This is a genomic window from Pseudoduganella sp. GW821-FHT11H04 (genome assembly GCF_058807935.1).
Genome location: NZ_JBXARE010000004.1, coordinates 76,088 through 101,358, shown reverse-complemented (window position 1 = coordinate 101,358; position 25,271 = coordinate 76,088). Strand labels below are relative to the sequence as shown.

Annotated in this window: 21 protein-coding genes and 1 pseudogene; 13 read left to right on the top strand and 9 right to left on the bottom strand. The window is 62.0% G+C overall.

Annotation, left to right across the window (positions count from 1 at the left end; all coding sequences use genetic code 11):
• Window positions 1–46 precede the first annotated feature (46 nt).
• The 3 genes from argH to AC1RTP_RS10685 all read left to right on the top strand — a co-directional run bounded on the left by argH (window position 47) and on the right by AC1RTP_RS10685 (window position 3,828).
• Window positions 47–1,441, top strand: coding sequence for an argininosuccinate lyase (gene argH, locus AC1RTP_RS10695; RefSeq protein ID WP_498607338.1), 1,395 nt, complete (start codon window positions 47–49; stop codon window positions 1,439–1,441).
• Window positions 1,442–1,588: 147 nt separating this feature from the next.
• Entirely contained in the window at window positions 1,589–2,131 is a 543-nt protein-coding gene (locus AC1RTP_RS10690; RefSeq protein WP_498607337.1) for a TRAP transporter small permease subunit, read from the top strand.
• Entirely contained in the window at window positions 2,128–3,828 is a 1,701-nt protein-coding gene (locus AC1RTP_RS10685; protein ID WP_498607335.1) for a TRAP transporter large permease, read from the top strand. The genes AC1RTP_RS10690 and AC1RTP_RS10685 overlap by 4 nt, the downstream gene beginning before the upstream one ends.
• Before the next feature lie 36 nt (window positions 3,829–3,864).
• On the opposite strand, the gene AC1RTP_RS10680 is transcribed toward AC1RTP_RS10685, so the two are convergent.
• Window positions 3,865–4,350 (bottom strand): DUF4124 domain-containing protein, encoded by a 486-nt coding sequence (locus tag AC1RTP_RS10680; RefSeq protein WP_498607333.1) that lies wholly within the window; start codon window positions 4,348–4,350, stop codon window positions 3,865–3,867.
• An 8-nt stretch (window positions 4,351–4,358) separates the two neighbouring features.
• Window positions 4,359–4,739, bottom strand: a complete 381-nt coding sequence (locus AC1RTP_RS10675; protein ID WP_498607332.1) for a glyoxalase superfamily protein — start codon at window positions 4,737–4,739, stop codon at window positions 4,359–4,361.
• A gap of 194 nt (window positions 4,740–4,933) precedes the next feature.
• On the opposite strand from AC1RTP_RS10675, the pseudogene AC1RTP_RS10670 reads away from it, so the two are divergent.
• Window positions 4,934–5,316 (top strand): annotated as a pseudogene (locus AC1RTP_RS10670) (BPSL0067 family protein).
• 3 nt (window positions 5,317–5,319) lie between these two features.
• Window positions 5,320–5,730: an STY0301 family protein gene (locus AC1RTP_RS10665; protein ID WP_498607330.1), complete on the top strand. Its 411-nt coding sequence runs from the start codon at window positions 5,320–5,322 to the stop codon at window positions 5,728–5,730.
• A gap of 42 nt (window positions 5,731–5,772) precedes the next feature.
• Here AC1RTP_RS10665 and AC1RTP_RS10660 read toward each other — a convergent pair whose 3' ends face one another.
• The gene (locus AC1RTP_RS10660) at window positions 5,773–6,441 is read right to left on the bottom strand and encodes a hypothetical protein (RefSeq protein ID WP_498607328.1); all 669 of its coding nucleotides are present in this window, start codon (window positions 6,439–6,441) and stop codon (window positions 5,773–5,775) included.
• Window positions 6,442–6,789: 348 nt separating this feature from the next.
• On the opposite strand from AC1RTP_RS10660, the gene AC1RTP_RS10655 reads away from it, so the two are divergent.
• The 3 genes from AC1RTP_RS10655 to AC1RTP_RS10645 all read left to right on the top strand — a co-directional run bounded on the left by AC1RTP_RS10655 (window position 6,790) and on the right by AC1RTP_RS10645 (window position 13,380).
• Entirely contained in the window at window positions 6,790–9,303 is a 2,514-nt protein-coding gene (locus AC1RTP_RS10655) for a M4 family metallopeptidase (protein ID WP_498607326.1), read from the top strand.
• A 203-nt stretch (window positions 9,304–9,506) separates the two neighbouring features.
• Window positions 9,507–12,023 carry a M4 family metallopeptidase gene (locus AC1RTP_RS10650; RefSeq protein WP_498607325.1) on the top strand — a complete coding sequence of 839 codons (2,517 nt, stop codon included), beginning with the start codon at window positions 9,507–9,509 and terminating at the stop codon, window positions 12,021–12,023.
• A 130-nt stretch (window positions 12,024–12,153) separates the two neighbouring features.
• Window positions 12,154–13,380, top strand: a complete 1,227-nt coding sequence (locus AC1RTP_RS10645) for a M24 family metallopeptidase (RefSeq protein ID WP_498608045.1) — start codon at window positions 12,154–12,156, stop codon at window positions 13,378–13,380.
• Window position 13,381: 1 nt separating this feature from the next.
• On the opposite strand, the gene AC1RTP_RS10640 is transcribed toward AC1RTP_RS10645, so the two are convergent.
• Both AC1RTP_RS10640 and AC1RTP_RS10635 read right to left on the bottom strand, forming a co-directional pair.
• The gene (locus tag AC1RTP_RS10640) at window positions 13,382–13,831 is read right to left on the bottom strand and encodes a DUF2846 domain-containing protein (protein WP_498607323.1); all 450 of its coding nucleotides are present in this window, start codon (window positions 13,829–13,831) and stop codon (window positions 13,382–13,384) included.
• 61 nt (window positions 13,832–13,892) lie between these two features.
• Complete coding sequence (locus AC1RTP_RS10635; protein WP_498607321.1) at window positions 13,893–14,741, bottom strand: c-type cytochrome; 849 nt, start codon at window positions 14,739–14,741, stop codon at window positions 13,893–13,895.
• 98 nt (window positions 14,742–14,839) lie between these two features.
• Between AC1RTP_RS10635 and AC1RTP_RS10630 the strand changes: the two genes are divergently transcribed.
• From AC1RTP_RS10630 to AC1RTP_RS10610, 5 genes are all read left to right on the top strand, one after another.
• Window positions 14,840–17,656 (top strand): DUF3857 domain-containing protein, encoded by a 2,817-nt coding sequence (locus AC1RTP_RS10630; protein ID WP_498607319.1) that lies wholly within the window; start codon window positions 14,840–14,842, stop codon window positions 17,654–17,656.
• A gap of 4 nt (window positions 17,657–17,660) precedes the next feature.
• Window positions 17,661–18,881 carry a hypothetical protein gene (locus tag AC1RTP_RS10625; protein WP_498607317.1) on the top strand — a complete coding sequence of 407 codons (1,221 nt, stop codon included), beginning with the start codon at window positions 17,661–17,663 and terminating at the stop codon, window positions 18,879–18,881.
• A gap of 67 nt (window positions 18,882–18,948) precedes the next feature.
• Window positions 18,949–19,371, top strand: a complete 423-nt coding sequence (locus AC1RTP_RS10620) for a hypothetical protein (protein WP_498607315.1) — start codon at window positions 18,949–18,951, stop codon at window positions 19,369–19,371.
• Window positions 19,346–19,627, top strand: a complete 282-nt coding sequence (locus AC1RTP_RS10615; protein WP_498607313.1) for a hypothetical protein — start codon at window positions 19,346–19,348, stop codon at window positions 19,625–19,627. The genes AC1RTP_RS10620 and AC1RTP_RS10615 overlap by 26 nt, the downstream gene beginning before the upstream one ends.
• Window positions 19,628–19,683: 56 nt before the next feature.
• The gene (locus tag AC1RTP_RS10610) at window positions 19,684–20,112 is read left to right on the top strand and encodes a hypothetical protein (RefSeq protein ID WP_498607312.1); all 429 of its coding nucleotides are present in this window, start codon (window positions 19,684–19,686) and stop codon (window positions 20,110–20,112) included.
• Here AC1RTP_RS10610 and paaZ read toward each other — a convergent pair.
• Genes paaZ through paaK form a run of 4 tightly spaced genes read right to left on the bottom strand, consistent with a single transcriptional unit; the run spans window position 20,076 to window position 25,271 of the window.
• Window positions 20,076–22,121, bottom strand: coding sequence for a phenylacetic acid degradation bifunctional protein PaaZ (gene paaZ / locus AC1RTP_RS10605; RefSeq protein WP_498607310.1), 2,046 nt, complete (start codon window positions 22,119–22,121; stop codon window positions 20,076–20,078). The two genes, AC1RTP_RS10610 and paaZ, sit on opposite strands and share 37 nt — an antisense overlap.
• A 14-nt stretch (window positions 22,122–22,135) precedes the next feature.
• Window positions 22,136–22,750: a phenylacetic acid degradation protein PaaY gene (gene paaY, locus AC1RTP_RS10600; protein WP_498607308.1), complete on the bottom strand. Its 615-nt coding sequence runs from the start codon at window positions 22,748–22,750 to the stop codon at window positions 22,136–22,138.
• A gap of 2 nt (window positions 22,751–22,752) precedes the next feature.
• Entirely contained in the window at window positions 22,753–23,958 is a 1,206-nt protein-coding gene (gene pcaF / locus AC1RTP_RS10595) for a 3-oxoadipyl-CoA thiolase (protein WP_498607306.1), read from the bottom strand.
• On the bottom strand, window positions 23,955–25,271 hold the full coding sequence (gene paaK / locus AC1RTP_RS10590) for a phenylacetate--CoA ligase PaaK (RefSeq protein ID WP_498607304.1): 1,317 nt from the start codon (window positions 25,269–25,271) through the stop codon (window positions 23,955–23,957). The genes pcaF and paaK overlap by 4 nt, the downstream gene beginning before the upstream one ends.

The window sequence follows — 25,271 nt, the reverse complement described above, 5'->3', positions numbered from 1 at the left end:
TTATAATCGTTTGAATTCAACGTACCAATCTCATAGCAAAAACACCATGACAGATCAATTCTCCAAGAAGGCGGAAGCCTGGTCCGCACGTTTTTCCGAACCTGTTTCCGACCTCGTGAAACGTTACACCGCCTCGGTGTTTTTTGACAAGCGCATGGCCAAGGCCGATATCCAGGGCTCCCTGGCCCACGCCGACATGCTGGCAGCCCAGGGCATCATCCCGGCAGCCGACCTGACCGCGATCCAGAAAGGCCTGGCGCAAGTCAGCGCCGAAATCGACGGCGGCCAGTTCGAATGGCAGCTGGACCTGGAAGACGTCCACCTGAATATCGAAAAACGCCTGACCGAGCTGGTTGGCGACGCCGGCAAGCGCCTGCACACCGGCCGCTCCCGTAACGACCAGGTGGCGACCGACATCCGCCTGTACGTGCGCTCCGCCATCGACGACATCACCGGCCTGCTGCAGCAGCTGCGCGGCGCCCTGGTCGACCTGGCAGAAAAGAATGCAGACGTGATCCTGCCTGGCTTCACCCACATGCAAGTAGCGCAGCCGATCACCTTCGGCCACCACATGCTGGCCTACGTTGAAATGTTCGGCCGCGACGTCGAGCGCATGCAGGATTGCCGCAAGCGCGTGAACCGCCTGCCGCTGGGCGCCGCCGCACTCGCCGGTACCACCTTCCCTATCGACCGCCTGCGCGTTGCCAAGACCCTGGGCTTCGACGACGTTTGCCATAACTCGCTGGATGCGGTGTCGGACCGCGACTTCGCAATCGAATTCACCGCCGCCGCTTCGCTGCTGATGATGCACGTGTCGCGCATGTCGGAAGAACTGATTATCTGGATGAGCCCACGCGTTGGCTTTATCGATATCGCCGACCGCTTCTGCACCGGCTCCTCGATCATGCCTCAGAAGAAAAACCCGGACGTGCCGGAACTGGCGCGCGGCAAGACTGGCCGCGTGTTCGGCCATTTGATGGGCCTTCTGACCCTGATGAAGGGCCAGCCGCTGGCTTACAACAAGGACAACCAGGAAGATAAAGAGCCGCTGTTCGACACCGTCGACACCGTGGTTGATACGCTGCGTATCTTCGCTGACATGGCGGGCGGTATCACCGTCAAGCCAGAAGCGATGCGTTCGGCTGCGCTGCAGGGCTACGCCACTGCGACCGACCTGGCCGACTACCTGGTCAAGAAAGGCCTGCCATTCCGTGACGCGCACGAAGCGGTGGCGCACGCGGTGCGTGCTTGCGACGACTTGAAGATCGACTTGGCGGAGATGTCGCTGGAACAGCTGCGCGCATTCTCGCCGCTGGTTGGCGAAGACGTGTTTGCAGTGCTGACGCTGGAAGGCTCGGTAGCGGCACGTGATCACGTTGGCGGCACCGCACCGAACCAGGTGCGTGCCGCCATCGCTCGCGTGCGCTCGCAGCTGGGCTGAAAACCGGTAACCCGGTGCCTGACCCGCAGGGTCAGGCACCGACACGCGGCAGCCGCAGGCCAAGTGTCTGACCCTGCGGGTCAGACATTGGTTTACCGGTTTTCGCAAAGCAGATAATATCCTTGCAATAACTAATGGAGACAAGTAATGCAAGGATTCCTCCGCCTCTCCGGCTGGCTGGATCGCATCGGCTACCGCTGCGGCCAGTTGGCCAACCTGATGATACTAGCGTCCTGTTTCATCAGCGCTTCCAACGCCATGATCCGCTATGGCTTCGACTGGAGCTCCAACTCCCTGCTCGAAATGCAGTGGTACCTGTTTGGCGCCGCCGTCATGCTGGGCGCCAGCTACACCTTCCAGCGCAATGAGCACGTACGTGTCGACCTGATCTACGGCCACGTCTCCGAACGCAAACAGCTGTGGATTGATATCTTCGGCATCATCTTCTTCCTCTTCCCCGCCTGCATCCTGTTTGCCTGGCTGTCCTGGGAATCGCTGTTCCTGCCTTCCTGGGCCATCTTGGAGCAATCGAGCAATGCCGGCGGCCTGCCGCGCTGGCCGATCAAATTCATCGTGCCCGTCGGCTTTGCCCTGCTCACGCTACAAGGCGTATCGGAACTGATCAAACGCATCGCCCACCTCACCGGCCAAGCGATCCTGGATAGCAAATACGAAAGGCCAGTGCAATGATTGCCTTGGATTTGATGCCGCCGCTGATGTTCGGCGGCCTGGTGGTGTTCATGCTGGTCGGTTTCCCGGTAGCGTTCTCGCTGCTGGCCGTTGGCCTGTTCTTCGGCTTCATCGCGATCTGGGAAGGCTTTTTCGGCGTGCCCTTCCTGCAGGCGGTGCCGCAAAGGATTTTCGGCAGCGTGCTGGCCAATGACCTGCTGCTGGCCATCCCCTTCTTCACCTTCATGGGCGCGATCCTTGAAAAGTGCCGGCTCGCGGAAGACATGCTCGACTCCATGGGCCGCCTGTTCGGCAGCATCCGCGGAGGCCTGGGCTACTCGGTGATCATCGTCGGCTTCATCCTGGGCGCCATCACCGGCACCGTAGCGGCGCAGGTGATCGCCATGGCCATGATTTCGCTGCCGGTGATGATGCGCTACGGCTATCACATGCGCTACGCAACCGGCGTGCTGGCCGCCTCCGGCACCATCACCCAGCTGGTGCCGCCATCCCTGGTGCTGGTGGTGCTGGCCGACCAGCTGAAAACCCAGACCGCCGCCGCCGACGTGGGCAGCATGTACCTGGGCGCCTGGGGCCCATCGCTGGTGCAGATTGCCCTGTTCGCGCTGTACACCTTCGTGGTCTCGCGCGTGCGGCCGGAATGGCTGCCGGCGGCGCCGCAGAACGAACTTGGCCCACGCGGCTGGGCTCTGTGGAAGCAATGCCTGGAAGGTATCGTGCCGGCCGCGGTGCTGATCTTCATGGTCTTGGGCACGATGATGCTGGGCGTGGCCACGCCGACCGAATCGGGCGCCATGGGTGCGCTGGGTGCGGTGATCCTGGCGGCGATCCGCCGTCCTGAATTCCAGGGCAAGGACAAGATCTTCTTCCGCATCGGCATGGTGGCCCTGCTGGGCGCTGCGCTGGTCGGCGCCCTGGTGCCGGAAGCTAAGCGCGCCGTGCAGGCGACGCTGGCCGTGCTGTACGTCTGCGTGGCGTGGATCGTGTTCCGCGCCAGCCATATCAGGGAGCTGCGCGAACTGATCCAGCTGAGCTACCAGTCCACCATGCGCCTGACCGCGATGGTGGTCTTCATCCTGATCGGCTCCACCTGCTTCTCGGTGGTGTTCCAGGGCGTGGATGGCGGGCTGTGGGTCGAGCACCTGTTCAACGGCATCCCGGGCGGCTGGATCGGCTTCGTGCTGGTAGTGAACCTGTTCGTGTTCTTCCTGGCCTTCTTCCTCGATTTCTTTGAGATCGCCTTCATCGTGGTGCCGATGCTGGCGCCGGTGGCGCAAAAGGTGCTGGCGCCGCAGCTGGAAGGCATCATGGGCAGCCCGGAAGCGGCGGCTTCAGCGTCGCTGGTATGGTTCGGCGTGATGCTGTGCGTGAATATGCAGACCTCCTTCATGCACCCGCCATTCGGCTTTGCGCTGTTCTACCTGCGCGGCGTGGCGCCTAAGGAAGTGAAGTCCTCGGACATCTACTGGGGCGCCCTGCCCTGGGTCGGCCTGCAAATGCTGATGGTCCTGCTGGTGGTCCTGCTGCCGCAGACCGTGACCGTGTTCCTCGATCGCGGCGTAGCAGGCAAGGTGGAGGCGGGCGACTTGCGCATCGAGCAGCCGTCCATTCCAGACGCGCTGCCAGCGCAAAAGCCCGATGAGGAACAACAGCCGGAACTGAACTTCTCCCAGCCGGAAGAAGAGAAGAAGAAATAAGCGCCGGGGGGCTGCCCCCTGCGCGATGCGGCGCGCTTAATTGAGCGGGCCGCAGGCAGCCTTGGTGAAGCTCGATTCCAGCTTGTCGATTTCGTCCTGGGTCTTGGCCATGGCATCGAGCTGGGAATTGCGGCGGTTGTCGTTGCGCTGGCCGTACAGTTCTTCGCGGCGCGTACGCATTTTGTCGCAATCGGTTTTAGCCAGGGACTTGCCGGCCTTGGCATCCTTGGCTTCTTTATCCTTCGCCTCGTCCTTCTCTTCCTTCGCCTTGCGCTCGCGCTCCTCGCGATTGCGCTCAGCCAGCTGGTTGGCGCGGTCGCGGTCTTCCTTCATGCGATCCTGTGCCGCTTTGACCTGGGCCGGAGTTGGCGGTGGCGGCACTTCCAGTACTTCACCGCCTTTGGCGCATGGCATGGACTGGTAGGTCACCTTGCCGTCGGCCTTGCATTTGTACAGCCCTTGCGCACCGGCCTGAGATACGGCTGCGATACCGAGGACTGCGAACATCAGCGCTTTCTTCATTTTTGCGCTCACTCCCAATGGGTCTGGGTCAAGAATTTGAGCCGGTTCTGGTCTGGGTCAAGCACCGACATGACACGCAAGTCGGGGCCCAGGCCATTATTCGGCGCCTCGTCTACCTTCACGCCGTACTCGAGGAAATCATCGTACAGCGCATCAACGTCCGCTACATAAAAATGCACCAGCCCGCCGGGTTGGCAGTCGCCGGTATGTTCGGTCAGGAAGACTTCCATCCCGTCGAAGACCATTGAAGCGAAGGTCGGCATACCGGGCTCGAAATGGTGGGTCCATTCCTCGCGGAAGCCAAGCGACTCATAGAACGGCTTGCTGGCTGCATAGCTCGCCACCCGCAATGCCGGCACTACCCGCTGCATATCGCGCTTCACGCCCATAGTCCGACTCCCGGTTGTGTTGCTGGACGGCAATGATAATGTAAGGCAGGGCCGTACGGCAAAAATCCAATCGTGCGCGGTCAATTTTACGGCAAAGGAACAACAACTTTGTCGAATCCGTTGCTCATACTCAAAAAGCGCCTCTTAAATTCAAATTACGCTTCCAGTACCCGATCATCCACTGGAGGCCCATCATGCCATACCGTTACGAGAACGTTGACGACCTTGAAAAGCACGAATTAGTTGGAAACCAGCAATGCGTGGCACTTGTTCAGGTCTTTGCCGGGGCGCCTGTTACCGCCAACTGGCGCCAGGGAGAGCCTGTAGTCGGCAACCGTCTGCTTAAGAAAGGTACGCAATAGCCACGTTCGTCAACGGCCGCCCTAACAAGCCGCATGGAAATCACGCGGCACTCTACCTCAGGCAAGGGATAGGCGGCATACATGTGATGGACCAATGGGCAAGCAAGAAGAGCCACCAGGTCAGCTCACGCTTCATCCCAGCGCTGGGCAAAGACAAGCAAGGCAACTACGTTTCGCCGAGTGACAACGCAGACGCATTCTTTGTCATTAAGTGAACCATGAAGCTCAATTGGATGATGTTCGCTTTGCTCGCTCTATTGGAGCTAACGGCCGTGGCGGGGCCCATTTCCTGCCCCGACTCAGTCGCCGTCGCCGTACCACCTGTGGCTGGCTGGACAAGCCCGGCTACCGCCGAGCTTTTCCTTAACTCGGCCACGCCGACCAGTGGGCCGCCAGATCGACATGGCGACCTGACCAACTTCACGCGGCAGCAAAAGAAGGATGGTTGGACCGAGACCTATGGCCTGGACCGCCCTTTCCCTGACGGGAAATGGCTTGAATGCGGGTATGGTACGCACAATGAGGTGACGCTGTCACAGCCGTTGGCAGAATCGGCCAAAGTCTGCACATTCACTTACCGCAAGGGCGCAAAGGCCGGCCAGCGCTCAATCAAAATCGAGTGCCGTTAGCAATGCGACGGCGGCCGTCCGGGTGGGCGGCCGCTGGGCGGGTCAGTGTTGCTTGTGCGAGGCGATCATGTTGGAGAGGACACTGAAGGCGGCGCCCGTATGTTCCTTCTCCAGCAGCAGCGTGAGCTCGGTGTGGGTCGAGATCAGGTTGATCAGGTTGACCTTGTCCCACGCCAGCTTCTTGAGGATGGCGTGGTAGATGCCCGGCGTGCGCCAGGAATCGGCCGTCAGCTGCAGCGTGACGGCGTTCAGGTTCTCCAGCCGCGCCAGCAGGCGTTCATTGGCGAATATCTGCTCCACCATGCCGATGAGCGGCCGGCTGCAAATCACCACCACTTCTTCGCTGCCGCGGGTAACTGTCAGGTACAGGCCATGGCCGGTACCCGCGCGCTCCAGCAGCTGGCGGTGGCAGTCGTCGATGTGATCCGAGCGGCGGAAGGTGAATTCCACCAGGTCGGTGCGCGCGGTCAGCTGGCCGGATTGCTGGGCCAGCACAAGCTCCTGTGCGTCCCTATCCGGCAAACGGCCCGCCACGCGGCGCAATGCCATCACAACGGCTGCCTGGCCAACAGGCTTCCACAGGTCGTTCTGGAGCTGCGGTTGCAGCTGGCGCGCCAGTTCCGACAAATTGATCAGGCCACGACGCAGACCTTCGCTCAGGAAGGGCGACTCCGTGACGATCCTTTCGACTTTTGTAGATATAGACAACATGAGTGATGCGCCCTCACTAGTAGTACCTCAACTGAACGGTGGGGTAGTGTAAAACGCAAAATTCAACTAGTGCAACAACCGCGTGACAATTTGATACATATTTGTGTTGCGTCGAACACGAAACTAGAAAAACCCTTCTATTTCGTTGCATCTTCCCTACAAAAAACAGCAATCGTGCGCCATCTGAAAGAAAGCCGCGCTAAGCGATTGTTCATGAATATGTATTCAAATGTCTCAAATTGAACAAAATTTGTCGAAACGACTTTTTTTGCAAATTTTTTGACTCGCTGAAAAAAGAGGCATAACTTCCGGCTCTCCCAATAATCACCAAATCCCACAAGGAGAGACATGAAACTTCGCAAAAGCCTGCTAGCCGCAGCCGTCGCAGCTTCGTTCGCACCTGCATTCGCTGGTGTTCTGCCTGATAACCTGATGGTCGCCCCTGGCCAGCAGATGAGTGTTGAAGCAAAAGCCAACCTGACCGCGCGCCTGGATGCACGCCGCGCCGCCGCTGGCCTCGATCAAGAACATGGTTACAAGCTGCGCAGCCAGCAACCTGGCGAGCGCGGCGAGCGCATCACCCGCGCCGACCACACCTTCCAGGGCCTGCGCGTGTTCGGTTCCGAATCCGTCGTAGTGACCGATGAGCATGGCGAGATCGTCAGCGAGCACGCCTCCGACCGCCGCAATGGCCTGGACGCACACCGCGCCGCCAAAGCCAGCGGCAAGGGCGCCCCTGACACCAACGCCGCCTTCTCCGCTGAAGAAGCGATCCGCATCGCTGTTTCGCGCACCCCAGGCAATACCCACCGCTTCAAACCAGAAGCCGAACTGCTGATCTGGCCAGTGGTCAAGACCCAGCGCGTCGCCGCCGCCGCCAACAAGGCTGAAAGCGCACTGAACGCGATGGACGTGGAAGAAGTTGTCGACCATTACGAGCTGGCCTACATGGTCAAGACCCGTATGGTCAAGGACGGCCACGCCACCTCGCGCGACACCGTGATCAGCGCCCAGACCGGCACCGTGCTCAAGCAATGGGATTCTCTGCAGACCGTGACCGGCGTTGGCCACAGCCAATACAACGGCGACGTGCCGATCCAGACCACCCTGTCCGGCTCCACCTACAAGATGCTGGACTCGACCCGCGGCACCGGCGGCACCTTCGGCGGCATGGCCATCACCAACGCCAACCACTCGCCAGAGTCCAACCCGCAAGCCGGTTCGATCTACACCAACACCACCAACACCTGGGGTGACGGCCAGAACTACATCAGCGGCGGCAGCACCACCAACGCCAACGGCCAGACCGCTGCAGTGAATGCGCTGTGGGGCCTGATGAACACCTACGACACGATGAACAACGTGCTGGGCTGGAAGTCGCTTGACGGCAACAACACCGCTACCTACATCGCGGTCCACGTCGACAACAACTACGACAACGCCTTCTACGAGTCCGGTTGCAAATGCATGTACATCGGCGACGGTTCCAGCTTCTACAGCCTGGGTTCGATCGACGTGATCGGCCACGAAATGGGCCACGGCGTGACCGACGCCACCTCCAACCTGACCTACTCCGGCGAATCGGGCGGCCTGAACGAATCCTCCTCCGACATCAACGGTGAAATGGTGGAAGCCTACGCCCGCAACGGCGGCACCGGCACCGTCGTCCCTTCCGGCAATGACTGGATGATGGGCAAGGAAATCAGCAAGTCCGGCCAACCACTGCGCTGGCTGTGGAAGCCTTCGAAGGATGGCGCATCGAAGGACGCCTGGAGCAGCACCCTGGGCAGCCTGAACCCGCACTACTCCTCGGGCCCGAACAACCGCATGTTCTACTTCCTGTCGCAAGGCTCGAACTCCTCGTCCTCCAGCGAGATGTACAGCTCCTACCTGAACAAGCAGCCGCTGGCGATGCACGGTATCGGTAACGACAAGGCGTACCGCATCTGGTTCAAGACCAACACCACCAAGCTGACCGCGTCCTCCACCTACGCCGATGCACGTACCAAGATGATTCAGTCCGCTGAAGAACTGTACGGCGTAGGCAGCGCAGAATCGATCGCTGTGAAGCGCGCATACGCTGCAATTAACGTTGGCACCGACGTCGACGAAATCGGCGCAAGCGGCGTGTCGATCACCACCCAGCCTAACAACGTCACCGTTGCAGCTGGCGGCACCGCGTCCTTCTCCGTGGCAGCGTCGGGCGGCACCTCGCCTTACAGCTACGCCTGGTACCGCAACGGCACCCAGATCTCGGGCGCCACCTCGGCTACCTACTCGTTCACCGCGCAAACCGCCGACAACGGCGCTGTGTTCAAGGCCATCGTCAGCGACTCCTCGTCGCCGGTGAAGACCGCGACCTCGAACAACGCGACCCTGACCGTAGGCACCACCCAGCAGACCGAGCTGGTGTCCAACGGCGGCTTCGAGTCCGGCACCACCCCATGGGCAGGCACCACCGGCGTGATCGGCAACTACAGCGGCCAGACCGCTTACGAAGGCACCCGCTTCGCATGGCTGGGCGGTAACGGCGCCACCGCGACCGAATCGCTGTACCAGACCGTGACCATCCCTTCGACTGCAACCAGCGCTAACTTCTCGTTCGCCCTGCATATCGATACTGCGGAATCGGGCAGCACCGCCTACGACAAGCTGGTTGTGACCGTGAAGAACAGTGCAGGCACTACCCTGGGCACCCTGGCAACCTACAGCAACGTCAACGCTGCTGCCGGCTACCAGATCCGCAGCTTCAACCTGCTGGCATACAAGGGCCAAACCGTGCGCCTGCACTTCAACATGACCGAAGATTCGTCGCTGCAAACTTCGTTCGTGGTGGATAAGGTCAGCCTGCAAGTTCAATAATCCAATAATTAGCTAACCCAGTTTTGCGGGGGCCGGTCCTGAGGGACTGGCCCCCGTTTTTTTTGCGGCTAGCGTCACGCAATTCATTGTCTAGAAATTAACAAACACGATTGAAATGACTTATTTTGCAAGATTTTTGACTTGCACAAAAAACAGGCATAACTTCGACTCTCCCACCAACCCAAGTTCCCCTAGGAGAGTCGATGAAACTTCGCAAAAGCCTGTTGGCCGCAGCCGTTGCCGCCTCGTTCGCCCCTGCATTTGCAGGCGTCCTGCCAGACACCTTGATGGCCTCTCCAGCGCAGCCTATGAGCGCAGACGCCAAGGCCAGCCTGGTCTCCCGCCTGGACTCCCGCCGCGCTGCCGCCGGCCTTGATAGCGAACACGGATATAAGCTGCGCGAACAGCAGCCGGGCGTGCACGGCGAGCGTATCGTGCGCGCCGACCACACCTTCCAGGGCCTGCGCGTATTCGGTTCCGAATCCGTCGTGGTCACCGACGAACGTGGTGAAATCATCAGTGAATCCGCCTCCGACCGGCGCAATGGCCTGGACGCTTCGCGTTCCGCCAAGGCCGCCGGCAAGGGCGCTCCTGACACCCACGCCGCCTTCAGTTCCGAAGAAGCGATCCGTGTCGCCGTCTCCCGCACTCCAGGCAGCGAGCACCGCGTCAAGCCGGACGCCGAACTGCTGATCTGGCCAGTGGTCAAGACCGTGCGCACCGCAGCCGCCGCCAACAAGGCCGAAAGCGCACTGAATGCGCTGGACGTGGAAGAAGTGGTCGACCACTACGAGCTGGCCTACCTGGTCAAAACCCGCATGAACAAAGACGGCCGTCCGGTCTTCCGCGACACCGTGATCAACGCCCAGAACGGCTCCGTGATCAAGCAGTGGAACGCCCTGCAAACCGCAGTCGGCGTAGGCCACAGCCAGTACAACGGCGACGTGCCTATCCAGACCACCCTGTCCGGCTCCACCTACAAAATGCTGGATTCGACCCGCGGCACCGGCGGTACCTTCGGCGGCATGGCCATCACCAACGCCAACCACTCCTCGGCCAACAACCCAAGCGCCGGTTCGATCTACACCAACACCACCAATACCTGGGGCGATGGCCAGCAATACGTGAGCGGCGGCAGCACCACCAACGCCAACGGCCAGACCGCTGCAGTGAATGCGCTGTGGGGCCTGATGAACACCTATGACACGCTGAAAAACGTGATGGGCTGGTCGTCCCTGGACGGCAACAACACCGCAACCTATATCGCCGTCCACGTCGACAACAACTACGACAACGCCTTCTTCGATTCCGGTTGCAAGTGCATGTATATCGGCGACGGTTCGAGCTTCTACAGCCTTGGCTCGATCGACGTGATCGGCCACGAAATGGGCCACGGCGTGACCGACGCCACCTCCAATCTGACCTACTCCGGCGAATCGGGCGGCCTGAACGAATCGAACTCCGACATCACCGGCGACATGGTGGAAGCCTATGCCCGCAACGGCGGCACCGGTACCACCGTCCCGGGCGGCAACGACTGGATGATGGGCAAGGAGATCAGCAAGTCCGGCCAGCCGCTGCGCTGGATGTGGAAGCCGTCCAAGGATGGCGCATCGCGCGATGCCTGGAGTAGCACCCTGGGCAATATCGACGTGCACTACTCCTCGGGGCCGAACAACCGCATGTTCTACTTCCTGTCGCAGGGTTCGAACTCCTCGTCCTCCAGCGAGATGTACAGCTCCTACCTGAACAAACAGCCGCTGGCGATGACCGGTATCGGCAACGACAAGGCGTTCCGCATCTGGTTCAAGGCGAACACCACCAAGTTCACCGCGTCCACCAACTATGCGAACGCACGCCTGAAGATGATCGAATCGGCGGAACAGCTGTATGGCGTAGGCAGCCCTGAATCGACCGCAGTCAAGCGTGCATACGCCGCCATCAACGTCGGCGCCGACGTGGACGAGGCCAATCCAGGCACCGTCTCGATCACTACCCAGCCGAACAACGTGACCGTTGCTCCAGGCGGCACCGCCTCCTTCACCGTAGGCGCAGCGGGCGGCAGCGCTCCTTACAGCTACGCGTGGTACCGCAACGGCGCCCAGATTTCCGGCGCCACTTCGGCTACCTACTCCTTCGTAGCGCAAAGCGCCGACAACGGCGCCGTGTTCAAGGCCGTGGTCAGCGACTCCTCGTCGCCGGTGAAGACCGCCACCTCGAACAACGCCACCCTGACCGTGGGCACCACGCCTCCACAGTCGGAGCTGATCGTCAACGGCGGCTTCGAGTCGGGCACTTCGCCATGGGCCGGCACCACCGGCGTGATCGGCAACTACAGCGGCCAGACTGCGTACGAAGGCAGCCGCTTCGCATGGCTGGGCGGTAACGGCACCACCGCTACCGAAACCCTGTACCAGACCATCACCATCCCATCGACCGCAACGGCGGCAACCCTGTCGTTCGCGCTGCATATCGACACCGCGGAATCGGGCAGCACCGTGTACGACAAGATGGTCGTGTCCGTGAAGAACAGCTCCGGCACTACCCTGGGCACCCTGGCGACCTATACCAACGCCATGCCTGCCAGCGGTTACCAGATCCGCACGTTCAACCTGTTGCCGTACAAAGGCCAGACCGTGCGCATCCACTTCAACATGACGGAAGACTACTCGCTGCAGACTTCCTTCGTGGTCGATAAGGTAAGCGTGCAAGTTCAATAAGTTCGAGTAAGCAGCAGCTTGGCCGGTATGCGGCTATCGTCATCCCCAAGTACGATAGCTGCATAGCCGGCTTTTTTACGCCCCTGCGGTGCTATGATGTTTTCCTTGTTTTTAAGGAGGCAACATGGGCATTGGTATTGGCGGCAAGACTATGGAAGAGGCACTGGCATCCCTGTCGGACATGACAGCGGGCGCTACCCCGATCGGCAAAAGCGAACACCTGGCGCGCATCGAAAAGGCGCAGGCTTTCATGCGCCAGCAAGGCATCGCCGCCATCTACATCAATGCCGGTTCCGGCCTGCTCTACTTCACCGGCACCAAGTGGCACCCGAGCGAACGCATGGTCGGCGCCATCCTGCCTGCCAGCGGCCCGGTGGAATACATCGCCCCCGCCTTCGAAGAAGATACGCTGAAGGACTTCATGCTGGTGGAAGGCGCGGTCAACTGCTGGCATGAGCATGAAAGCCCTTACGCGCTCTTCATCGGGGTGCTGAAGAAAATGGGCATTGTGCCGAATGCCGCACAGCCGCCGCGCATCGGCCTGGACGAAAGCAGCGCCTTCTTCATCTTCGACGGCATCCGCCCGCTGGCCGAAGGCTATACGCTGGAAAACGCGCGTCCTGTGACGGCCCATTGCCGCACCCGCAAGTCCAAGGCGGAAATCGCCCTGATGCAGCGCGCCAAAGACATGACCATGGCCGTGCATATCGCCACCGCCAGCATCCTGCGCGAAGGCATCACCACCACCGAGGTGGCCGACTTTATCGACAAAGCGCACCGCAAGGTGGGCGCGCCGGCCGGCTCCTATTTCGTGATCGTACTGTTCGGCGTGGCCAGCTCCTTCCCGCACGGCGTGTCGTATATACAGACGCTGAAAAAGGGCGACACGGTGCTGATCGACACCGGCTGCAAGCTGCACAACTACATTTCCGACATCACCCGCACCTATGTGTACGGCGAGCCGAGCGCGCGCCAGCGCGAAGTGTGGAATGCCGAGAAGGCGGCGCAACAGGCCGCCTTCGAAGCCGCGCAGCTGGGCGTGCCGTGCGAAGAGGTGGACCTGGCCGCGCGCCGTTCGCTGCTGTCCAACGGCTTCGGCCCGGAATACAAGCTGCCGGGCCTGCCGCACCGCACCGGCCACGGCATCGGCCTGGACATCCACGAATGGCCTTACCTGGTGGGCGGCGACAAGACCCCGCTCGACGTGGGCATGAGCTTCTCGAACGAACCGATGATCGTGGCGCCTGGCGAATTCGGCGTGCGCCTGGAAGACCACTTCTACATGGCGGAAGACGGCCCGCGCTGGTTCACGCAGCCGTCCCACTCCATCGACGATCCTTTCGGCCTGGAAGCCTGAATCAGTTAGGCTTTGGCGCGCCGATGTAGCCCAGCGAAGGCAGTTCCTTCAGGGCGACGTCGGCGCTCACCAGCTCGGGAACAACCCTGGCGATCTTCCCGACGAATTGCGCCTTGGTGCGCACATACTTGGTTTCCCCGCGTTCCAGGACAAAGGACAGTTCTTTGGTAACGAACTTCGTGGCGGCGGAAGCTTGATGACGGCCGGCGGCGGCATCGACGAAGAAATAGCCGCCCGACACCGAATCTCCGACCACTGCTCCGTCAAGCTTGACCGGGGCATTCAGGCCACCGCCGGTCAAGGCATCGACACGGTAAAAATACACGCGGCCCTGGTCGGCCGCCAATTTCGGCATCGCGCTTTCCTGCTGGACGAATTTTGTGCCGGAGACCGAAGCGCAAGCCGTGAGCACGACCGCGGCGGCAATCGCCGCCTTGGATACAAATTTCATGAAATACCTGAAAGAGTTGGGAATGGCGCGGCAATGATAACGCCTGCAGCGCCATTTAGCCTCAATTGGCCCCGGCTCGCGGCGGCAGGGTGCGCAGGTAAGCCACGATGGCCAGGACGTCAGGGTCGCTGATGTTGTGGTACCAATTGAAGGCCATCGGCGGCTTGTAGGGCTGGCCGCTGCGGTCCTTGCCGGTACGGATCGCCGACGCGATCTCGTCGTCGCTCCAATCGCGCAGGCCCTCGGCATGCGGCGTCAGGTTGCGCGAGATGCTGTCGCCCCAGGGGCCTTTGATATTCTGTCCGCCAGCGCCCAGGCTGGCCATGACCAGCATCCCCTTCTCATCGCGTGGCGTATGGCATTCCATGCAATGCGCGATGGCGACGAGGTAGCCGCCGTATGCCACCCTGTCCTTCATCGGCGGCGCCGCAACCTTTTTCAGCGGCGGGCCGTAATTGGGCGGCAGCGGGAAATTGAACGTGGACTTGGGCACCACGTTCGACACTGCCGGCCGGGCGCGCAGGTATTTGATAGTGGCCGCCAAGTCCGAATCGGAGAGGTTGCGGTAGAAGTGGATAGGCATGGGCGGGCCAATCAGGCTGCCATCGGGCCGTATGCCTTCGCGGATCGCCTTGCCCAACTGGACGTCCGTCCATTTGCCAATGCCGGTTTCGCGGTCAGGCGTGATATTGGCCGCATACGATTTGAACATCGCGTCGGCAAACTCGAAACCGCCCGCCATGCCCTTCTCGGCGATCACCGCACCATTCTTGTCGCGCACCGCATGGCAGTTGGCGCAGGCCAGCACGCCCTCCACCAGGTATTTGCCGCGCACCAGTTTCAAGTCTCCCGCAACCGCAGCCTGCGCCGACAGCAAGGCGCAAGCGAGCATCCAGCCGCCTGTTTTCATTTTCGCCTCCCCTTGAGAAGCATTCATGCTTGCACAGGATTCCGTTATTGCAATACTATTTACTCAACTGTTGCAAAATTTACCCGAGCACGCAAACGATGTCCCGACTCTCACCGGCCGCCAAGGCCGTCCGCCTGGCCCTTGCTGCGGCCTTATGCGCCGCGCCCTTCGCCCCTTTCACGCCTTTCATCTCCGCCGCCCAAGCCCAGGGACAGGCCCCGCTCGCGCAGCAAAGCGCGCCGCAAGCCGAGCGTTCCTTCGAGCGCGGCGCGCCGATTCCCGTATGGGTCGAGCGCCTGGCTGCCTTGCCAGCCCCGCTCAAGGACGGTACGGCAAGCATGCGCTTTGCCGACCTGCAGATTTATGTGGGCGGTACCACCAGCTACTACGTACGCCGGGCGGCGATCGCGCACCAGCCTTCCGGGCTGGATGGCCTGGCGCAGATTCCTATCGATTTCCAGCCGGATTACCAGCGCCTGTACCTGCATAAGGTCGCAGTCCATCGTGGCGGCCAGGTGATCGACCAGACGGCCAGCGCTGACATCCGTTTCCTGCAGCGAGAGCGTAACCTGGAGCACGGCATTTACGATGGCTCGGTGAGCGCGCAAATCGTGGTGAACGACCTGCGCGTGGGCGACACGATGGAATACGAATACTCCGTTAGCGGCCAGAACCCGGTATTCGGCCAGCACGTGCTGCAGGATGGGCATTGGGACAATGCTTTCCCTTCCGCCTATCGCCGCATCATCCTGAATATGCCGGCCGAGCGCTTCGTCAATTACCGCCTGGTCGGCGCCACCGAGGGGAAAATGCCGCACCAGTCGGCCGAGTACAAGGACGGCCGCCGCATCATGCGCTTCGAGGAGAAGGGCCTGGAAGGCGTGCTGCCGGAGCAGTACGTGCCGGATGACGTGGAGCAGGTTCGCTGGATGCAGTTCTCCGACTTCAATGACTGGGGGACGGTGAACGACTGGGCGCTCGACCTGTTCAGCACCCGCACCGCGCCGGGCGTACTGGATGGGCCTTTGCGCGCCGCCCGCGCCGCAAAATCCAGGGAGGAACAGGTTGCCAAGGTGCTGGAGTACGTGCAGAACGAGATCCGCTACCTGTCGGTGTCCATGGGCGAGAATTCGCACCGTCCATTTCCGCCTGCACAGGTGCTGGAACGACGCTACGGCGACTGCAAGGACAAGAGCCTGCTGGCGGTGTCCATGCTGCGCGCCCTGGGCATCGATGCGAACCCGGTGCTGGTGAACACGGGCACGCACAAGGGCCTGGCGAACGTGCTGCCCTCGCCCATCATCTTCAACCATGCCATCGTCCACGTTTCCTTGAACGGCAAGGAGTACTACCTGGACCCGACGCGCCGCGGCCAGTACGGCAAGCTCGAAACCATGGGGCAGACGCATGCGGGACGCCAGGTACTGGTGGTCAAACCGGGCACCACGACTCTCAGCGTGATTCCGCAGCCGGCGCCGCAAACTTTACAGCACCGCCTCAGCGAACGTTTCGATACGCCGTCTTTCGACAAGCCGGCCAGCCTGGTGCAGGAGAGCGAGCTGCATGGCGCCGCAGCGGAAGAAATGCGCGTAGCGCTGGCCGGCATGAGCAAGCAGGAAATCCGCAAAGCATACGAGACCGTGATGGCGCGCCGCTATGCCGAAGCGCAGCTGCTGGGAGATCCAAAGGTCACGGACGACCGCGTCAACAATATGCTTAAGGTGGAACTGCGCTACAGCGTATCCAACCTGTTCTCCGAAATGCGAACGGGAGAAGGCTGGAGTATGTCCTACTCTCCGGGCAATATGACGGAAATCTTCGCGCCGCCTGGAACGTCGCGCCGCAAGAATCCGCTGGCGGTGCCGGCCTTCCCGGGCGACGCCGAATACGACATCACGCTGCGCCTGCCCGAGACGTTCAATATCACGCCAGGCAAGGCTGCGCGTGACATCGACGACAGCGCCTTCCAGCTGCAGCGAAAGCTGGAAGCCGACCGCAACAATGTGCACGTGAACCTGAAGCTGTCGATCAAGGGAGACCGCGTGCAGCCGTCAGACATGCCGCAGCACGTGAAGAATATCCAGCAGTACAACGAAATTGTGACCGGAGGACTCAACGCGTTCAAGGCCGACATGATAGGGGCGGCCGCGCCGGCCCCCGCACCTTCGCCCGCCGCCGCGCCTCCGCTGCAAACCGAGGAACAGCGCATCGCCGTGCTGGTGACGAACACCAGCCGCGCCATCGCAAACGCAGAGGCGAGCGGGCGCGATCCAGTACCGCCACTGTGCGAGCGCGCAGTCGCCCTGGCCTGGCTGGGCCGCAAGGACGAGGCCTTGAAGGACGCGTCGCGCGCGGTGCAGCTGCAGCCAAGTTCCAGCGCCGCGCTGCGCTGCCGTGCCGAAGTGAATTTCACGCTCGGCCGCTTCAAGGAAAGCGAGGCCGATTACAACAAGGTGATCGCACGCGGCGGCGACGAAGCGGAGATCTACCTGGCGCGCGGAATGGCAATCCTGTACCAGGACAAGGCGGCGCCCGCGCAAGCCGATTTCCGCGATGCGATAACGCGCTTTGAAGACCGCACCGAAAAGGCGCGCGCCGCGCTCTGGCTGCAGATCGCCGGCGGCAAACCCGCAGCCGCAGGCAAGGCCGGCGACCCCGATGCGGCCTGGCTGGGCGATGTCAGCGCCATGTTGGACGGCAAAACCGACCCGGAACAGATGATCACGCGCGCCACGCGCAACGCCGGCAGCGGCATCGACGCGCGGCTTGTCGAAACCTATTTCTACATCGGGCGCCATTGGCTGGCGAGCGGACAAAAGGTCAAAGCCAAGACTTACTTCCAGCGCGCCGTGAACAAGCGCCTTCTGGACAACCCATACCATGTAGCGGCGCAGCACGAGCTGTCGCGCCTGTGAACGAATGATTCAACCTCCTATGAACCTGACGACCATCGCCCGCGCGCTGCTGCTCTCCCTTGCCATCAGCGGCACCGTGGCATCGCCAGCAATTGCGGCACCCGCTGCGCCTGCGGCAACCCTGTCCCCGGCATACGCCAAAGACCTGAACGACATCCTGGACGGACTGCCGTTCTACGAAGCCATGGAGTTTGTCAAGATACCCGATAACTACAACCGTGCCATGCGTGACTACTTCATGCGCAAGGTTAGCAAGAAAGACCTCAACACCAAGATGCTGCCTGGCCTGGCGAAAATCGTCCCGCAGGAACTGGCCGCCAGCGTGGCAGCATCCGTGCGCCACCCGGCTTACCGGCACCGCATCCAGGGCTACATCGCCAACCTGGGCGAAACCGGTGAAAAAGTCGCGCCACTCACGCCAGAAGAAACCCAGGTACTGAAACGGATCGACTTTGAGCCTTCGAGCAAGAAATTCGCGGAATTGATGCCGAAGATTTCGGAGTTGATGACCTCCACCATGGCCGGCGTGCGCGAAGAGCTGGACGTCAAGCTGGCGACGCAAGCCTTGAAGACCATCGAGGAAACGCAGGCGGAATTGGCGAAAGTGAGCGGCACCGGGCGCCCTATCGAGATCCGCACCATCGGCTTCGGCCCGTGGGACCAGCTCATCCTGGCTGTTGGCAACAGCACGCAAAAGATGGCGCTGACCTTCCATCGCATGAACACCGAGCTGGACGCGATGGACTTCTTTGAACAGACCAAGCCTGGGGGCATTGTCGAAAAACAGAACTACGCTGAAGCGGCTGGCGTGGTGGACAAAGCGGAAGATGCGCTGGCAGTTGCGCTGAAAGGCCTGGACGGCGCGATCCACGAACGCGAGCAGGAAATCGGTAAAAGCGAATTTGCGGGCCAGCCAATGTTCCGCGCCAAACTGGATGCGGTAACGGCCAACCTGTTCACCTTCGCCGGAGACCTTGGCGAGACCTATCGCAAGATGTTTTCCGCGCAGCGGCAACTGATCGCATTTCTGCAGGAACGCAAGGGGCTGGCCAAGCTTGACGGCGAGACCATCATTTTCCAAGACGATGACAATGTCGCAGCAGTGAATGACCTGCTCGATCGGATCGTCGCTGCGGCAAACGAGGTGGAAGCCCTCGTCAACCGCCAGAGCGAACAGGAAACCGCGCAATTGGATAAAGCGCGCAAGTCCCTGAAGAAACCGTGATGGCAACTGGAAGCGGCTTCACCGTCGCTTCATAACCAGCACATATAGGCCCGCTACAGTGCGGGCCATGGACACCAACACTTCCCTCGAACGCGTCACGTACGCCTACCTGTTTGCCGTCAGCTGCGCGACGCTCACCTTCGTCTGCGGTAACGAGCTGTGGGACTTCTTCGCCAACGGCGACGCGACTCTACGCTTCCCGCTCGCCACACTGGTGCTGGCCTGGATCATGGCATTTGTCATTTCCTTGCTGCCGTTTGGGGCATCCATCGCGCTGTCGATCCGCTACGGCTTTGGCAGCGTGGGCTATTTCGTTGGCGGCGCAGTAGGCACTGCGATTGCATGCATCCCTTTGCTGGCATGCGCCTATTCGCCGCACCACCTGCTGCGGCTCGTCCCCATGCTGGTACTGGCCGGCTTGGCCGCCGGGGGCTCGTGCTGGCTTGTGCTAAAGTCAGCACACAATGAAGATACTGTTCCTGCTATTTAGTGCGCTGCTAGTGTTGGCGCTGGTGACGGACCGTCTGCGCCAGTGGCGCGGTGGACGGCGTAATCAACTTAGCAAGTGTGCGCTCTGTTGCGCCGAAATCAGATGGAATAATTACGAGGAACTGCCGCTCGCCAGTGGCGGTGGCGCGAAGATGCGGGTTTGCCAGCGATGCCATGCCGTCCACTACAGGGTGAAGTGGACGGCCGTGCTGCTGATAGTCCTGGCGTTTGCCGGCGTAGTGTATTTGATGATTTAGCGGCACTTCATCACGGCTTCATACTGGACGCACAATGGCTCGCTACAGTGCTGGCCATGGAAAACAAAATCTCCCTCCGCCACGCATGCGTGGCATACCTCGCCGCCGTCTCTGCTGCCGCAGTCTGCGGCGCATCCCCTGCCTTGCTCGCCGCCCCGGCCTCGCTAGTTTTGCAGGTGCTAGGCATGGCCTGGCTCGCAGCTTTCCTCGGCGGCCTGCTGCCCTTTGTGCTGACGATCCAGCGGGCCAACAAGTCGGGGACACGAAGCTGGGCATATTTTGCAGGCAGCGGTACCGTGGCAGCGCTTGCGGCTGCCGTGGTGCTGGTGGGCGCAAGTGCTCTTGCCTGTGAAGACGCCGAAAGCTCCTCGGATCTATCGGGCATGCTCCTGCTTCTGGCAGCAAGCGGCGCCGCTGGCGGAACCGCTTGCTGGCTTGCGCTGCGCATTCAGGCGCGCTTGGACACCAGCGTCAGGATGTCGTAGCTGGCCACCAGTTCGTCGTTCTGGTTGGTCACCTGCACGTCCCAAGCCACGACGCCCTGGCCGCGGCCTTTGTCATCCGTGCGGTTGCGGTCGACCTTGCGCTTGCAGGTCAGGCGGGCGCGAATGGTGTCGCCGATCGCCACCGGGGTGATGAAGCGCAGGTTGTCCAGGCCGTAGTTGGCCAGCACAGGGCCCGGCGCCGGCGACACGAACAGACCCGCAGCCGCCGACAGCACGAAGTAGCCGTGGGCGATTCGCTTGCCGAACTGGGTGTCCTTGGCCGCGATCTCGTCGAAGTGCATGTAGAAGAAGTCGCCCGAGATGCCGCCGAAATTGACGATGTCGGCTTCGCTCACGGTGCGGCGATGGGTCAGCAGGGAATCGCTGATCTCCAGGTCTTCGAAGCACTTGCGGAACGGGTGGACGTCGCTTTCCTTGACGGCGCCGCCGCGTACATATTCGCCGGTGATGGCGGTCAGCATGGTCGGCGAGCCTTGCACCGCTGCGCGCTGCAGGAAGTGACGCACGGCGCGGATGCCGCCCAGTTCTTCACCGCCGCCGGCGCGGCCAGGGCCGCCGTGTTTCAGCTGCGGCAACGGCGAGCCGTGGCCAGTGGAGTCGACCGACGATTCGCGGTCCAGCACGTGAACGCGACCGTGCGAAGCTGCGGCGATAGGCACCGCGTAGGCGGCAATGACAGGGTCCTTGGTGATCAGCGAGGATACCAGGGAACCCTTGCCGCGTGCGGCCAGTTCCAGCGCTTCGTCGATGCTGTCGTAGGTCATCATGGTGCTGACCGGGCCGAAGGCTTCAACGTTATGCACGGCGTCGTTGTTCATCGCGTCGCGGCACAACAGCAGGGTCGGCGAGAAGAAGGACCCATTTTCAACACCCTGGCCCACCAGCTTCAGTGCGCCTGCGCCGCCGAATACGATCTCGTTGCCTTGCGCCAGTTGCGCCACACGTTCCGCCACGTCGCGCTGCTGGTCTTTGGAAGCCAGTGCGCCCATGCGCACGCCTTCCACCGATGGATCGCCCACCACGACCTTTGCCAGGCGTTCGCGCAGCTTTTCGGCCACCGCGTCGGCATGCTGGCGCGGCACGATGATACGGCGCACGGCGGTACATTTCTGGCCGGCCTTGGTAGTCATTTCGCGCTGTACTTCTTTCACGAACAAGTCGAACTCAGGATCGTCAGGCGTGACGTCCGGCGCCAGGATTGCGCAATTCAGCGAGTCCGCTTCGGCAGTGAATGGCACGGAATTGGCGATCAGGTTGCGGTTGGAGCGCAGCTTGGCGGCCGTGTCGGCGGAACCGGTGAAGGTCACCACGTCGGCGCCGCCCAGACGGTCCAGCAGGTCGCCCGTGCTGCCGATCACCAGTTGCAGCGAGCCTTCCGGCAGCAGGCCGGAATCGTTGATCATGCGGATGAGGGCTTCGGTCAGGTAGGACGTGGCGCTGGCAGGCTTGCCGATACAAGGCATGGCGGCCAGGAAGGATGGCGCGAACTTTTCCAGCAAGCCCCAGATCGGGAAGTTGAAGGCGTTGATGTGCACCGCGATGCCGCCGCGCGGCACCAGGATGTGGGTGCCGGAGAAGCCGCCGCGCTTTCCCAGCGCCATGGCCGGGCCTTCATGCAGCACGTTCGACGACGGCAGCTCGCGGCTGCCCATGCTGGCGTAGGCAAACAAGGTGCCGATGCCGCCTTCCACGTCGACCCAGCTGTCCGGACGGGTAGCGCCGGTCAGGTGGGAGATCGCATACAGTTCTTCCTTGCGCTCCATCAGGTACGCCGCCAGGGCTTTCAGGCGCTGGGCGCGGGTCTGGAAGTCCAGCTTCATCAGGGCCGGGATGCCGGTCTTGCGGCCGTAGTGCACGGCTTCGGCGAAGTCGATCTGCTCGGCGTGGGTGTGATAGATGACGCGGTTATCCAGGGCGCTGTGCAGCGCGCTCGCTGCTTCCTTGCCTTGCCAACGACCGCCGATAAAGCTTTGCAGGGTGTGTACCATTTCGTGTTCTCCGTTTATTTTTTCTCGAATGCTTGCTTGTGCAGGTGCATAGGCAGCGATGTATCCCATTGCATGCGCTGGCGGCCCGGCGCAGCCTCGGTGTCGGGCTGGCACTCCACCATCGTCTGCATCGAACGCACGGCCAGCTCGTGGTACTGGCCGGTGCCCAGCGTCTTCCACGCAATCTCGCTATCGCTGACCTGGCGCAGGATCTTGGCCGGCGCGCCGACCACCATGCTGCGCGGCGGGATTTCCATGCCGGCCTTGACGAAGGCGGCCGCGCCGATAATGCACTCAGCACCGACAATGGCGTTGTCCATCACGACCGCATTCATGCCGACCAGCGCGTTGCGGCCGATGCGGCAGCCGTGCAGCACGGCGCCATGTCCGATGTGGCCATCCTGCTCAACGACGGTGTCGCCGCCAGGGAAGCCGTGCATTACGCAGGTGTCCTGCACGTTGGCGCCCTCCTCCAGGATCAGGCGGCCGAAGTCGCCGCGCAGCGATGCCAGCGGCGCGACGTAGCAGCGCGGCCCGACGATCACGTCGCCGATCAGCACTGCACTCGGGTGCACGTAGGCGGTGGGATGGACCACCGGCCTTACGCCATTGATTTCGTAGCAGGGCATGGTCAGACTCGCTCAATCACCAGAGCGATGCCCTGGCCGACACCGATGCACATGGTGCACAGTGCATAGCGGCCGCCGGTGCGTTCCAGCTGGTTCAGCGCCGTCGTCACCAGGCGCGCGCCCGATGCGCCCAGCGGGTGGCCGATGGCGATGGCGCCGCCGTTCGGATTGACGCGCGCGTCGTCGTCCGCCAGGCCCAGGTCGCGGGTCACTGCCAGGCCTTGTGCAGCAAAGGCTTCGTTCAGCTCGATCACGTCCATCTGCTCGATGCTAAGACCCACTTGCTCCAGCACCTTCTTGCTGGCCGGCGATGGGCCGAAGCCCATGATGCGCGGCGCCAGGCCGGCAGTGGCCATGCCCAGCACCTTGGCCCGCGGCTTGAGGCCGAACTTGTCGACGGCAGCGCTGGACGCCAGCAGCAGCGCGCAAGCGCCGTCGTTGACGCCGGAGGCATTGCCTGCGGTGACCGTGCCGTCCGGCTTGACCACGCCTTTCAGCTTGGCCAGCGCTTCGATAGTGGTATCAGGACGCGGATGTTCGTCGGTGTCGATGACCTTAGGATCGCCTTTCTTTTGCGGGATGGTGACCGGCACGATCTCGCCTTTGAAGAAGCCGGCCGCATTGGCAGCAGCCCAGCGCTGCTGGCTGCGGATCGCGAAAGCATCCTGGTCGGCGCGCGCCACGGCCCATTGATCGGCCACGTTTTCCGCCGTCTCCGGCATGGAGTCGATGCCGTACTGCTGCTTCATCAGCGGGTTGACGAAACGCCAGCCGATGGTGGTGTCTTCGATCTTGGCGCTGCGCGAGAAGGCGCTGTCGGCCTTGCCCATCACGAAAGGCGCGCGGGTCATGCTTTCCACGCCGCCCGCGATGATCAGCTGCGCTTCGCCCGATTTGATGGCGCGCGCCGCCATGCCCACCGCGTCCAGCGAGGAGCCGCACAGGCGGTTGATGGTGTTGCCCGGCACTTCCACAGGCAGGCCGGCCAGTAGGCCAGCCATGCGCCCCACGTTGCGGTTGTCTTCGCCCGCGCCGTTGGCGCAGCCGTAGTAGACGTCGTCCACCTGCTTCCAGTCCACGGATGGATTGCGCGCCACCAGGGCGGCAATCGGGATCGCCGCCAGGTCGTCTGCGCGCACGCCTGCCAGTGCGCCGCCGTAGCGGCCGAATGGGGTGCGAACTGCGTCGCAGATGAATGCTTCGGTCATTGTTGTTCCTTTGGTCGTTTATCGATTACTCGTTTGGCCTTGCCGGTCGCGGTGCGTTCGATGCCGCCCACGTCCAGCAGCGTGACGGTCGTGCTGACGCCGACATTGGTCTTGATGCGTTGTTCCAGTTCGCGCGCCACGTCGCCCGCGTCGCTGCGGGCAATGCCGGCGCGCAGCTCCACCAGCACTTCCAGCTTGTCGAGGTGGCCGTCGCGGCTTACCACCAGCTGGTATTGCGGTTCGAGCTTGGACAGCTTGCAGATCTGTTCCTCGATCTGGGTCGGGAAAACGTTCACGCCGCGGATGATCAGCATATCGTCCGAACGGCCGGTGATCTTGCCGATGCGGCGCATGGAGCGCGAAGTCGGCGGCAGCAGGCGCGTGAGGTCGCGCGTGCGGTAGCGCACGACCGGCATGGCTTCCTTGCTCAGGGAGGTGAATACCAGCTCGCCCTCTTCGCCGTCCGGCAGCACCTCGCCCGTTTCCGGGTCGATGATCTCGGGGTAGAAATGATCTTCCCAGATGACCGGACCGTCCTTCGATTCGATGCATTCGCTGGCCACGCCCGGGCCGATCACTTCCGACAGGCCGTAGATATCGACCGCATCGATACCGGCCCGCTGCTCGATCTCGCCGCGCATGGCATTGGTCCACGGCTCGGCGCCGAAGATGCCAACCTGCAGCGAGGACTTGGCGCAATCAAGGCCCTGGCGCTGGAATTCTTCCACGATGTTCAGCATGTAGGAAGGCGTGACCATGATGATCGAAGGCTTGAAGTCCTGGATCAGCTGCACCTGCTTTTCGGTCTGGCCGCCCGACATCGGAATCACGGTGCAGCCCAGGCGCTCGGCGCCGTAATGCGCACCAAGGCCGCCGGTGAACAGGCCGTAGCCGTAGGAGATGTGCACCATGTCGCCGGCGCGCCCGCCCGCTGCGCGGATGGAACGGGCCACCACGTCGGCCCACATGTCGACGTCCTTCTGCGTGTAGCCGACAACGGTAGGCTTGCCGGTAGTGCCGCTGGAAGCATGCACGCGCACTACTTTCTCGCGCGGCACGGCGAACAGGTTAAAGGGGTAGTTGTCGCGCAAGGTCTTCTTGTCGGTGAAGGGGAACTTCGCCAGGTCGGACAGCGATTTCAGGTCGTCCGGATGCACGCCTTTCGCGTCAAAGGCGTCGCGGTAATGCTTGACGTTCTCATAGGCGTGCTTCAGCGACCATTTCAAGCGCTCCAGCTGCAGCGCTTGCAATTCATCGCGGCTGGCGCGCTCGATCGGCTCCAGGTCGTTCGGTGCGGGGGTGCGTTGGACCAT

What these genes read in the sequence shown, in the direction of transcription:
- paaZ (WP_498607310.1), bottom strand. Translation starts at nt 22,121, where the DNA reads ATGGTACACACCCTGCAAAGCTTTATCGGCGGTCGTTGGCAAGGCAAG.
- AC1RTP_RS10620 (WP_498607315.1), top strand. Translation starts at nt 18,949, where the DNA reads ATGGACACCAACACTTCCCTCGAACGCGTCACGTACGCCTACCTGTTT.
- AC1RTP_RS10660 (WP_498607328.1), bottom strand. Translation starts at nt 6,441, where the DNA reads ATGTTGTCTATATCTACAAAAGTCGAAAGGATCGTCACGGAGTCGCCC.
- paaK (WP_498607304.1), bottom strand. Translation starts at nt 25,271, where the DNA reads ATGGTCCAACGCACCCCCGCACCGAACGACCTGGAGCCGATCGAGCGC.
- AC1RTP_RS10635 (WP_498607321.1), bottom strand. Translation starts at nt 14,741, where the DNA reads ATGAAAACAGGCGGCTGGATGCTCGCTTGCGCCTTGCTGTCGGCGCAG.
- paaY (WP_498607308.1), bottom strand. Translation starts at nt 22,750, where the DNA reads ATGCCCTGCTACGAAATCAATGGCGTAAGGCCGGTGGTCCATCCCACC.
- AC1RTP_RS10615 (WP_498607313.1), top strand. Translation starts at nt 19,346, where the DNA reads ATGAAGATACTGTTCCTGCTATTTAGTGCGCTGCTAGTGTTGGCGCTG.
- AC1RTP_RS10655 (WP_498607326.1), top strand. Translation starts at nt 6,790, where the DNA reads ATGAAACTTCGCAAAAGCCTGCTAGCCGCAGCCGTCGCAGCTTCGTTC.
- AC1RTP_RS10650 (WP_498607325.1), top strand. Translation starts at nt 9,507, where the DNA reads ATGAAACTTCGCAAAAGCCTGTTGGCCGCAGCCGTTGCCGCCTCGTTC.
- AC1RTP_RS10610 (WP_498607312.1), top strand. Translation starts at nt 19,684, where the DNA reads ATGGAAAACAAAATCTCCCTCCGCCACGCATGCGTGGCATACCTCGCC.
- AC1RTP_RS10640 (WP_498607323.1), bottom strand. Translation starts at nt 13,831, where the DNA reads ATGAAATTTGTATCCAAGGCGGCGATTGCCGCCGCGGTCGTGCTCACG.
- AC1RTP_RS10690 (WP_498607337.1), top strand. Translation starts at nt 1,589, where the DNA reads ATGCAAGGATTCCTCCGCCTCTCCGGCTGGCTGGATCGCATCGGCTAC.
- AC1RTP_RS10675 (WP_498607332.1), bottom strand. Translation starts at nt 4,739, where the DNA reads ATGGGCGTGAAGCGCGATATGCAGCGGGTAGTGCCGGCATTGCGGGTG.
- AC1RTP_RS10630 (WP_498607319.1), top strand. Translation starts at nt 14,840, where the DNA reads ATGTCCCGACTCTCACCGGCCGCCAAGGCCGTCCGCCTGGCCCTTGCT.
- argH (WP_498607338.1), top strand. Translation starts at nt 47, where the DNA reads ATGACAGATCAATTCTCCAAGAAGGCGGAAGCCTGGTCCGCACGTTTT.
- AC1RTP_RS10685 (WP_498607335.1), top strand. Translation starts at nt 2,128, where the DNA reads ATGATTGCCTTGGATTTGATGCCGCCGCTGATGTTCGGCGGCCTGGTG.
- AC1RTP_RS10625 (WP_498607317.1), top strand. Translation starts at nt 17,661, where the DNA reads ATGATTCAACCTCCTATGAACCTGACGACCATCGCCCGCGCGCTGCTG.
- AC1RTP_RS10680 (WP_498607333.1), bottom strand. Translation starts at nt 4,350, where the DNA reads ATGAAGAAAGCGCTGATGTTCGCAGTCCTCGGTATCGCAGCCGTATCT.
- AC1RTP_RS10665 (WP_498607330.1), top strand. Translation starts at nt 5,320, where the DNA reads ATGAAGCTCAATTGGATGATGTTCGCTTTGCTCGCTCTATTGGAGCTA.
- pcaF (WP_498607306.1), bottom strand. Translation starts at nt 23,958, where the DNA reads ATGACCGAAGCATTCATCTGCGACGCAGTTCGCACCCCATTCGGCCGC.